This window comes from Mycolicibacterium vaccae NBRC 14118 = CIP 105934, from assembly GCF_001552715.1.
Lineage (GTDB): Bacteria > Actinomycetota > Actinomycetes > Mycobacteriales > Mycobacteriaceae > Mycobacterium > Mycobacterium vaccae.
In genome coordinates this window covers 1-10,303 of sequence record NZ_BCRS01000196.1, presented here as the reverse complement: position 1 = coordinate 10,303, position 10,303 = coordinate 1, and the positions used below count along the sequence as shown (strand labels likewise).

Genomic DNA, 10,303 nt, shown 5'->3' with positions numbered 1-10,303 from the left:
CCGCGGCCCCGGCGTCGCCCGCGGCCGAGCGAGGGTGGCGTGAGTCGTGGCCGCACGCGGTGCGCGTGGGGGTGGCTGTCGCCGTGGCGGTGAGCGTGGCCGGCCTGCTGCCCGAGGACCTGGTCGGCGGGCACTGGCTCGTCACCAGCGTGGTGCTGACCGTGCAGCCCGCGGCCGGGGACACCGGAATGCGCCTGGCGCAGCGACTTTCGGGTAATGCCGTGGGGGCCCTGATCGCGGCGGTACTGCTCGGCACGCATCCGTCGCTACCGGTCGTCGCGGTCGTCACCGTCGTGCTGTTCACGCTGGCGATGGCGCTGCGGCCGGTGAACTACACGTGGTGGGCGGTGACGGGCCCGCCGGTGCTGCTGGTGATCAGCGAGTACCCGCAGCTCTTCCCGTGGTACGAGGGAGGGGTGCGGCTGGCGATGAACCTGGCCGGCGCCGCGATCGTCCTGGTGGTGGTGTTCGGCGCTCCGGCGTTGACCCGCAGGGCATTCCGCAACCGACCCGGCCACTTCCCAGAAGGCGAAGCAGAGGATAGTGTATACAAAATCCAATCAAGGAGGCGCTAGGTGACGACCCTGCTCGTGGAGGACATCGGCCTCCTGGTGCACGGCGACCCGACGGTCGCCCCGGTGCGCGACACCACCCTGCTCATCGAGGACGGCGTGGTGACCGGGATCGGGGTGAGTGCCGCGGCGCCCGACCAGGTGTTGTCGGCGGGCGGGCTGACGGTGATCCCCGGCCTGGTCGACGGCCACGTCCACCCCACCTTCGGGGAGTGGACGCCGGCCCAGGACGCCATCGGCTGGATTCACAACTACCTGCACGGCGGGACCACCTCGATGGTCTCGGCCGGCGAACTGCACATCCCGGGGCTGGCGTTCGACGCCCTCACCCCCGAACTCGTGCTGTCGATCGCCATCACCTCCAAGCACACCACCGGCAGGATGCGCCCGTCCGGGGTCAAGGTGAACGCGGGCACCGTGCTGCTGGTGCCGGGAATGACCGAAGAGCACTTCGACCGGGCCCACCGCGAGGGCATCGACCAGCTCAAGTTCATCTTCTACGACTGGAGCAGGCTGGGCGACGGGGAAGCCCAGCGCTACGTCCGATGGGCGCACGAGCGCGGGATGACCGTCAAGCTGCACTCCGGTGGCGTCTCGCGGTCGGGGTCGAGCCGGGTCGCCGGCGCCGACGTGGTGACGGCCGTCGGTCCCGACGTGGTCGGGCACATCTCCGGTGGACCCATTCCGCCGCCGGACGCCGACATCCTGGCGATCATCGGCGGACTGCCCGACACCCATGTCGAGGTGTGCAGCTCGAACAACTACCGGGCCACCGGGATCGTCGTCGACGAGCTGACGCGGCTCGGCAGGCTGGACCGGCTCACCCTCGGCACCGACACCCCCGGCGGCACCGGCGTCATCCCGCGCGGGATGTTGCGCGCGGTCTGCTATCTCGCCTCGGTGTGCGGCGTCGATCCGGTCGCGGCCGTCGCCGCAGCGACCGGGCAGACCGCGGCGGCCCACGGCCTGGACACCGGCGTGATCGCCGAGGGCCGGCCGGCCGATCTGCTCGTGCTCGGCCCGATCACGGGTTCGATGGCCACCGACGCGCTGGAATCCTTCGCGCTCGGCGACCTGCCCGGCATCGCGACCGTGCTGGTAGACGGCGTCCCTCTGGTCGCCACCCGCAGTGAACAGACCCCGCCGCCGAGCCGCGCGGTGACCTGGCGGAGCGCCCCGTCACAACCAGAACCCGAGCGCGCCGCGCCCGTCGGAGCGCACACCTCCGGCTGTTGCTGATCACCCCCACCACGACGTAAAGGAGACACCATGTCCGGCCAGCCTTTGCCGCACACCGGTCCGACCACCCCCGACGTGCTGCTGCGCGTCGACAGCCTGCTCGACGACGAGGAACGCCAGATCCGCGACACCGTGCGCGCACTGGTGAAAGCCCGCATCTCTCCGGACATCGCGGCCTGGTACGAGAGCGGCGAACTGCCCGTGCGTGAACTGGCCGTCGAACTCGGCGAACTCGGGCTGCTGGGCATGCATCTGCAGGGCTACGGCTGCGCGGGCACGTCGGCGGTCGCCTACGGACTGGCCTGCCTGGAGCTCGAGGCCGGTGACTCCGGAATCCGGTCGCTGGTCAGCGTGCAGGGCTCGCTGGCGATGTTCGCGCTGCACGCGTTCGGCAGCGAGGAGCAGAAGCAGCAGTGGCTGCCGGAGATGGCCGCCGGCCGCAAGATCGGGTGCTTCGGACTGACCGAACCCGACTTCGGATCCAACCCCTCGGGCATGCGCACCCGCGCGACCCGCTCCGGGGACGACTGGATCCTCGACGGCACCAAGATGTGGATCACCAACGGTTCGGTGGCCGACGTCGCGGTCGTGTGGGCGCGCACCGAGGAGGGGATTCGCGGATTCGCCGTGCCCACCGACACCCCCGGGTTCACCGCCAGGTCCATCACGTCGAAGATGTCGCTGCGCGCGTCGGTGACCAGCGAACTGGTGCTCGACGGTGTCCGCCTGCCTGACAGCGCCCGACTGCCCGGGGCGACCAGCCTGCGGGCACCGCTGACCTGCCTCAACGAAGCCCGGTTCGGCATCGTGTTCGGCTCCGTCGGTGCGGCCAGGGACTGCCTGGAGAGCGCGCTGAACTACGCGCAGTCGCGCCACCAGTTCGACCGGCCCATCGGCGGCTTCCAGCTCACCCAGCAGAAGCTCGCCGACATGACGCTGGAGTACGGCAAGGCGTTCCTGCTCGCCTTGCATCTGGGCCGGGCCAAGGACGCCACCGGGCTGCGCTCGGAAGAGGTCAGCCTGGGCAAGCTGAACAACGTCCGTGAGGCCATCGAGATCGCCCGGACCTCGCGCACCATCCTGGGCGCCAGCGGCATCACCGGCGAATACCCGGTGATGCGGCACGCCAACAATCTGGAATCGGTGCTGACCTATGAGGGCACCAGCGAGATGCATACGCTGATGATCGGGCAGGCCCTCACCGGCACCGCCGCGTTCCGCTGACCGCCAGGGAGTCGCTGTGGCAGAACCGATCGACGAGTACTTCAGTACGGCAGTCTCGTCGCTGACCGCGCCAGACGCCGGGAAACCCGCTGTGTTGCAGGGGGTTTCGGCCCAGGACTGCATCGACGTGTTCGACGCACAACTGGGCAGCAGGCATCTGGACCTGGCGGCGCGCTGGTTGCGCTCCCAGGGCAAGGGTTTCTACACGATCGGTTCGTCCGGTCACGAGAGCAATGCGGCGGTCGCGGCGGCCCTGCGCCCCACCGACCCGGCGCTGCTGCACTACCGCTCCGGCGGATTCTTCCTGGCCCGCGCGCAGCAGGTCCGGGGCAGCGATCCGCTGCGTGACGTGCTGCTCGGGATGGTCGCCTCCACCGAGGAGCCGATCTCGGGCGGACGGCACAAGGTGTTCGGCCGCCACGACCTCGCCGTGATCCCGCAGACCTCGACGATCTCTTCACACCTGCCGCGCGCGGTCGGCGTGGCGTTCGCGATCGCGCGGGCGCGCAAGCTGCAGGTGCAGAGCGCGTGGCCGGCCGACGCGCTGACGGTGTGCAGCTTCGGCGACGCGTCGGCCAACCACTCGACCGCCGTCGGCGCGATCAACACCGCGATGCACACCGCCTACCAGGGCATGCCGCTGCCGCTGCTGTTCGTCTGCGAGGACAACGGCATCGGCATCAGCGTCAAGACCCCGCGGGGCTGGATCGCGCGCACCTACCGCGGCCGGGAGGACCTGAGGTACTTCAGCGCCGACGGCACGAACCTGCCCGAGGTGCTGACGGTCGCCGCGCAGGCCGCCGAATACGTTCGGACCAAACGCCGTCCGGCGTTCCTGCACCTGCGCACCGTGCGACTGATGGGCCATGCCGGCTCGGATTACGAACCCGGCTACCGCAAGAGCGACGAGATCACCGCCGACTACGAACGCGACCCGGTGTGGTGCACCGCGCGCACCCTCGTCGAGGCGGGCGTGCTCACCCCCCAGCAGGTGCTGGACCGCTACGAGGCCAAGCGCGCCGAGGTGCTCGCCGCGGCCGAGGAGGTCGCCGACCTGCCCCAGCTGGACAGTGCGCGGGCGGTGATGACCCCGCTGGGCGACGCGCTCGACGACGCGGTCAGGGCGGCGCGCAGCGCCGCGGAGGCCGAACCCGCCGGCGGCGGGTCGGCCCCGCTGACGGTGGCTCAGGGCATCAACCGGGCGCTGGCCGACGTGCTGGCCCGGCACCCCGAGGCGATGATCTTCGGTGAGGACGTGGGCCGCAAAGGCGGCGTCTACGGGGTGACACGCGGGCTGCAGGCCAAGGCCGGCACCGCCCGGGTGTTCGACACCCTGCTCGACGAGCAGTCGATCCTCGGACTCGCGCTGGGCGCGGGTGTCTCGGGGCTGCTGCCGATCCCCGAGATCCAGTACCTGGCGTACCTGCACAACGCCGCCGACCAGATCCGCGGCGAGGGCGCGACGCTGCAGTTCTTCTCCGACCGCCAGTACCGCAACCCGATGGTGGTGCGCATCGCCGGGTACGGCTACCAGAAGGGGTTCGGCGGGCACTTCCACAACGACAACTCGATCACCGCGATCCGCGACCTGCCCGGCGTGATCGTCGCGTCACCGGCCCGCCCGGACGACGCCGCGGCGATGATGCGCACGTGTGTCGCGGCCGCCCGGACGGCCGGGGTGGTGTGCCTGTTCCTCGAGCCGATCGCGCTGTACCACACCCGCGATCTCCACGAGGACGGCGACGATCTGTGGCTGGCCCCCGACAGCGGCGGCGCGGTGCCGATCGGGCGGGCGCGGGTCTACGGCGAAGGCCGCGATCTGACGGTCCTGACGTTCGGCAACGGGCTCCGGATGAGCCTGCGGGTCGCGCGCAGACTCGCCGAGCGTGACATCGACGTGCGGGTGGTGGATCTGCGCTGGCTGGCGCCGCTTCCGCTGGCCGACATGCTCGCCGAGGCCGAGGCGACCGGCCGGGTGCTCGTGGTCGACGAGACCCGGGAGAGCGGCGGCGTCAGCGAGGGCATCGTGACCGCGTTGATCGACCAGGGCTACACCGGCGCGCTGGCGCGGGTGGCCAGCCACGACAGCTTCATCCCGCTCGGCGACGCCGCACTGGAGGTGCTGTTGTCCGAGGAGACCGTCGAAGCGGCCGCGATCAAGCTGGTGTCGGCCGGTCGCTGAGGGTCGCCGCGAGTCCGGGTCCGGGACCCACCTGCACGTCGGCGGCGGTGATCTCGTCGCCGCACGCGTCGCACAGCAGGCGGGTGTGGGTCTGGCCGCCGCAGCCGCGATGGCGGTACTCGACGAACGGTCCGTCAGGGGCGAGATATTTGTCGCCCCAGGCGCGCAGTGCCATCAGCACCGGGTAGAGGTCGCGGCCCTTGTCCGTCAGCCGGTATTCCTGGCGGGTGCGCCGGTCGTCGCGGTAGGCGTGCCGCTGTAGCACTCCGGCGTCGACCAGCCGCTGCAGCCGCTCGGCCAGTACCGCCCGGCTCAGGCCCAGCCCGGCCTGAAAATCCTCGAAACGGCGCACCCCCGCGAACGACTGACGCAGCACCACCAGGGTCCAGCGGTCGCCGAGCAGCGCGAGCGGACGCAGAATCGAGCACGGTTCGGCCGCCAGGTCGTCGTGACGCATGCGGCGAGTTTACCTATTGCGTTCAAAAAGAGAACCCAGCTAGGGTCCCTTGCGTGGACGCTGAACTGCACCGCTGGCGCGACGCCGGACGCTATTTCGACTACCTGGGCTTCGACGTGTTCCACCGCCACGAGGGCACCGGCCCGGCCCTGCTGCTGATCCACGGCTATCCGTTCAACAGCTGGGACTGGGAACCGTTGTGGGACAGGTTGACCGGACGTTTCACCGTGATCGCGCCGGACATGCTGGGGATGGGTTTCTCGGCCAAGCCCGTGGCCTACGGCTACAGCGTGCACGACCACGCCGACATGCACGAGGCGCTGCTGGCGCACCTCGGCGTGGACTCGGTCCACATCCTGGCCCACGACCTCGGGGACTCGGTGGGCCAGGAACTGCTTGCCAGGCAGGAGTTCTCGCAACACGCATACGGGGCACCGCGTATCCAGTCGCTGACCTGGCTCAACGGCGGGATGTTCACCGAGGCCTACACGCCGCGGCGCATGCAGAAGCTGATGTCGGGAACGTCGCTGGGGGACCTCGTGAGCCCCCTCCAGGGCAGCTCGATCGCGCGGCGGATCCTGGAGCCGACGATCAACGAGATGTTCGGCCCGCACACCAAACCGAGCAGGCGGATGCTCGACCTGTTCCACCAGATCCTGGAGTACAACGACGGAAAACGGGTGCTGCACAAGGTCGGTCGGTTCATCGAGGACCGCAGGCGGCACCGCAACCGGTGGGTGCGCGCCATGCGTGAGACGGCCGTGCCGATGCGGCTGATCGACGGTGCGCTGGACCCGAACTCCGGCGCGCACATGGCCCGCCGGTACGCCGAGGTGATCGCCGACGCCGACATCGTGATGCTCGACGACATCGGGCACTGGCCTCAGCTCGAGGACCCGGATGCGGTGTGGACGCACTTCGTCGAGCACGTCGACACGGTGCTCAGCCGGCGGTAGCCAGCGCTTTCGCCAGCACCGGGACGGTCAGCTCCCGTTGCCACTGACGGGCCGCGGACCCGCGCAGGAAGGCCTCCACCGCCGCGGTCGCCGCGTCGAGACCGTCGACGGGCTGCCAGTCCCAGCACAACCTGCGCACGATCTCCGGTGAGAGCAGGTTCTCGGCAGGAACCGAAACCCGTTCCGACAGTGCGGAAAGCTCGGCACGTGCCGCCTCCAGCCGGGCCGCGGCCTCGGGCTTGCGGCGGGCCCACCGCGACGCCGGCGGGGGACCGTTGGACGGCTCCTGGGCATCCGGTGGTTCGCCGGTCCGGGCGCGGGTCAGTGCGTCCAGCCACACCTGGGCGCTGCGCCGTTGTTTGGAGCCACCGAAAATCGGTAGCGCCGTGAGCTTTTCGACGGTGTCGGGGTTGGCGGTGGCCGCGCTGATGATCGCGCTGTCGGGCAGGATGCGGCCGGGTGCGATGTCGCGGCGCCGCGCGATCTGATCGCGGGTCTGCCACAGTTCCCGCACCGCGGCCAGTGTCCGCGGGTCGCGGACCTTGTGGATGCCTGAGGTCCGCCGCCACCGGTCGCGTCGTGTCGGGGTGGCCTCGGCGGTGCGCAGGTATTCGAATTCCTGTGCCGCCCAGTCCGCTTTGCCCTGTTCCTGCAGCACCGCGTCGACCGCGTCGCGCAGCTCGAGGAGCACCTCGACGTCCAGCGCGGCGTAGTTGAGCCATTCGGCGGGCAGCGGCCGTTTCGACCAGTCCGCGGCGCCGTGGCCCTTGGTCAGCTGCAGGCCCAGCAGGCGCTGCACCATCGCGGCCAGGTTGACCCGGTCGTAGTTGGCCAACCGACCCGCCAGCTCGGTGTCATACAGCGACGGCGGGTGCATGCCGATCTCGGCCAGGCACGGCAGGTCCTGGTCGGCGGCGTGCAGCACCCATTCGGCCTCGGAGAGCACGTCTGCCACCGGCGCGAGGACCTGGAGCGGGTCGCCGCCGTGGCTGACAGGGTCGATCAGCACGGTGCCCGCGCCGGCCCGCCGGATCTGGACCAGATAGGCGCGGTTGGAGTAGCGGAAGCCGGACGCCCGCTCGGCGTCGACCGCGAACGGCCCGTGCCCGGAGGCCAGCAGTTCGGCGGCGTCGGCGATCTCATACCGGCTGACGGACACCTTGGGCACCCCGTCGCGGGGGGCCAGCAGTGGTTCGGCCTCGGGCAGCTGTTCGTCGGGCAGCTGTTCTTCGGACACCTGCGTCTCGGGCACCTGTGTCTCGGGCACCTGTTCGTCGGCGCCGCCGGGGGAGGCTGCGTTCTCGGGTTCTGGCATCGGGCTCAGGCGCGGGTGCGGGAGTTCAGGTCGGTCACCCCGGTGGGCGGCAGCCCCGCGGCGTGCTCGAGCACCTCGCAGAACGCCTCCACGTGGGGGCCGAGTTCGAGATCGGTGGCGGTCCAGGATGCGCGCAGCTCCAGCTGGTGGGCCCGCGGCGGCCCGGAGATGTCGCCGTAGCGCACCGAGGTGGTCGCGGTGACGGTCCCGCCGAGTGCGGTCACGTGTTCGGCCCGCTCGTGGAGCGCGTCGACCAGCCAGCTCCACGCCACCTCGGGCAGCAGCGGATCCACGGCCTCGGAGGAGTCCAGGTCGGCCTGGATGTAGGCGACCAGTCGCATCGTGCCGTCCCAGGCGTCGGCGCCCTCGGGGTCGTGCAGCAGGATCAGCCGGCCGAACGCGTCGCCTTCGGAGCGTTCCGGGATGATCGCCGTCTCGGCGTGTTTCACCTCGGCACCCAGCGCATAGCTGAACGGCGCCAGGCGCTGCGGCGGACGGATCGGGCCCAGTTCGATCTCCGGCCGTGGGGTGGTGGCATTCATCGCCGCCACCGCTTCACGGAATTGGGCCGGTTCGGCGGTGGTCACGGCGTTTGACGCTAGCGGATTCGGCCAGGTCTGTGCTCATGGCGCGCCGATCCGGGCCCGACCCGACATGGCAGCATGGTGGGCGATGAACACGCGTCGCGAACTGCCCGAATCCCCGTACCTGGCCGCCGTCGCCGGTCGCAAGCCGCTCCGGGTGCCGGTGTGGATGATGCGGCAGGCGGGACGGTCGCTGCCCGAGTACCGCGCATTGCGGGCCAAGAACACCATGATGCAGGCCTGTTTCGACGCCGACCTGATCACTGAGATCACGCTTCAGCCGGTGCGCAGGCACGGCGTGGACGCGGCGATCCTGTTCTCCGACATCGTGGTGCCGCTGCGCGCCGCGGGCATCGACCTCGACATCGTCCCCGACGTCGGGCCGGTCATCGCGCACCCGATCCGCACGGCCGCCGACGTCGCCGCGGTCAGGCCCTTGGAGCGCGACCAGGTCGCCCCGGTGGCCACCGCGGTCGGCCGGCTGGTCGCCGAGCTGGGCGACGTCGCGCTGATCGGGTTCGCCGGCGCCCCGTTCACGCTGGCGTCCTACCTCATCGAGGGCGGACCGAGCCGCAACCACGAACGCACCAAGGCGATGATGCTCGCCGACACCGGCACCTGGCACGCGCTGATGACCGCGCTGACCGACGTCACGATCGCGTTCCTGCGCACCCAGGTCGACGCCGGCGTGGACGCCATCCAGGTGTTCGACTCCTGGGCCGGCACGCTGTCGCTGGCCGACTACCGCACCTACGTGCTGCCGCACAGCGCGCGGGTGTTCACCGAGCTCGCCGGGTCCGGGGTGCCGATGACGCACTTCGGGGTCGGCACCGCCGAACTGCTGGGCGCGATGTCGGAGGCGGTCACCGGGCACGGGGTGCCCGCGGTGGTCGGCGTGGACTGGCGCACGTCGCTGACCGACGCCGCGGCGCGGGTGCGCCCGGGCACTGCGCTGCAGGGCAACCTGGACCCGGTGGTCCTGCTGGCCGGCTGGCCGGTGGTCGAGCGCGCGGTGCGCGCGGTCGTCGAGGACGGCAGGCGTGCGGTCGCCGCCGGCGCGGTCGGGCACGTGTTCAACCTCGGCCACGGCGTGCTGCCCGCCACCGACCCCGCCATGATCACCGACACCGTGGCGCTGGTGCACGAGCTGTGAGCCCCCCGATCCGGCGCTATTGCATTGTCGGCGGCGGCATCTCGGGCCTGGTCAGCGCATACCGGCTTCGCGTGGCCGCCGGGCCGGACGCGGTGATCACGCTGCTCGACCCCGCCGACCGGCTCGGCGGCGTGCTGCGCACCGAGCGCATCGGCGGCCAGCTGCTCGACGTCGGCGCCGAGGCGTTCGTCGCGCGCAGGCCCGAGGTGCCGGCGTTGCTGGCCGAGCTGGGCCTGGGCGGCAGGCAGATCGCCACCTCGGGGGCGCGCCCGCTGATCTACAGCGAGGGCAGGCTGCACCCGCTGCCCGCGGACACCGTGCAGGGCATTCCGTCGCGGCCGGAGGCGCTGACCGGGCTGGTCGACGACGCGACGGTCCGGTGGATGCTCGACGAACCGCGGCGGGCCTTCTCCTGGCGCCACGGCGCCGACCCGTCGGTCGCCGATCTGGTCGGTGACCGCTTCGGCGAGCAGGTGGTGACCCGGTCGGTGGACCCGCTGCTGGGCGGGGTCTATTCCGGCTCGGCGGCGACGATCGGTATCCGCGCCGGGGCGCCGACGGTCGCCGCAGCCCTCGACGGCGGCGCGCGCAACCTCACCGAGGCCGTCACCCGGGCGTTGC

10 protein-coding genes are annotated in these 10,303 nt (G+C 71.2%); 7 read left to right on the top strand and 3 right to left on the bottom strand.

From position 1 onward, the window contains the following. The 4 genes from MVA01S_RS26320 to MVA01S_RS26305 form a co-directional block, all read left to right on the top strand. Positions 1-575: FUSC family protein (locus MVA01S_RS26320; RefSeq protein ID WP_218006069.1), on the top strand; the 575-nt coding region annotated here is incomplete at its 5' end. Further along, on the top strand, positions 576-1,811 hold the full coding sequence (locus MVA01S_RS26315; protein WP_003933960.1) for an amidohydrolase family protein: 1,236 nt from the start codon (positions 576-578) through the stop codon (positions 1,809-1,811). 30 nt (positions 1,812-1,841) lie between these two features. After that, entirely contained in the window at positions 1,842-3,035 is a 1,194-nt protein-coding gene (locus MVA01S_RS26310; protein ID WP_003933961.1) for an acyl-CoA dehydrogenase family protein, read from the top strand. Between the two features lie 16 nt (positions 3,036-3,051). Further along, the gene (locus MVA01S_RS26305) at positions 3,052-5,217 is read left to right on the top strand and encodes a thiamine pyrophosphate-dependent enzyme (RefSeq protein WP_003933962.1); all 2,166 of its coding nucleotides are present in this window, start codon (positions 3,052-3,054) and stop codon (positions 5,215-5,217) included. Here the strand turns inward: MVA01S_RS26305 and MVA01S_RS26300 are convergent. Further along, positions 5,192-5,674 carry a winged helix-turn-helix transcriptional regulator gene (locus MVA01S_RS26300; protein WP_003933963.1) on the bottom strand — a complete coding sequence of 161 codons (483 nt, stop codon included), beginning with the start codon at positions 5,672-5,674 and terminating at the stop codon, positions 5,192-5,194. The two genes, MVA01S_RS26305 and MVA01S_RS26300, sit on opposite strands and share 26 nt — an antisense overlap. Before the next feature lie 53 nt (positions 5,675-5,727). On the opposite strand from MVA01S_RS26300, the gene MVA01S_RS26295 reads away from it, so the two are divergent. After that, a complete protein-coding gene (locus tag MVA01S_RS26295) occupies positions 5,728-6,630 on the top strand; it encodes an alpha/beta fold hydrolase (protein ID WP_003933964.1) in 903 nt (300 codons plus the stop codon). Here MVA01S_RS26295 and MVA01S_RS26290 read toward each other — a convergent pair. Together MVA01S_RS26290 and MVA01S_RS26285 are read right to left on the bottom strand one after the other, a co-directional pair. Continuing rightward, entirely contained in the window at positions 6,617-7,945 is a 1,329-nt protein-coding gene (locus tag MVA01S_RS26290; protein ID WP_003933965.1) for a ribonuclease D, read from the bottom strand. The genes MVA01S_RS26295 and MVA01S_RS26290 overlap by 14 nt on opposite strands. A gap of 5 nt (positions 7,946-7,950) precedes the next feature. After that, positions 7,951-8,532: a DUF3000 domain-containing protein gene (locus tag MVA01S_RS26285; RefSeq protein ID WP_003933966.1), complete on the bottom strand. Its 582-nt coding sequence runs from the start codon at positions 8,530-8,532 to the stop codon at positions 7,951-7,953. Between the two features lie 85 nt (positions 8,533-8,617). On the opposite strand from MVA01S_RS26285, the gene hemE reads away from it, so the two are divergent. Together hemE and MVA01S_RS26275 are read left to right on the top strand one after the other, a co-directional pair. Continuing rightward, positions 8,618-9,682 carry a uroporphyrinogen decarboxylase gene (gene hemE, locus MVA01S_RS26280; protein ID WP_003933967.1) on the top strand — a complete coding sequence of 355 codons (1,065 nt, stop codon included), beginning with the start codon at positions 8,618-8,620 and terminating at the stop codon, positions 9,680-9,682. Then, positions 9,679-10,303: NAD(P)-binding protein (locus MVA01S_RS26275; RefSeq protein WP_174538996.1), on the top strand; the 625-nt coding region annotated here is incomplete at its 3' end. The genes hemE and MVA01S_RS26275, both read left to right, overlap by 4 nt.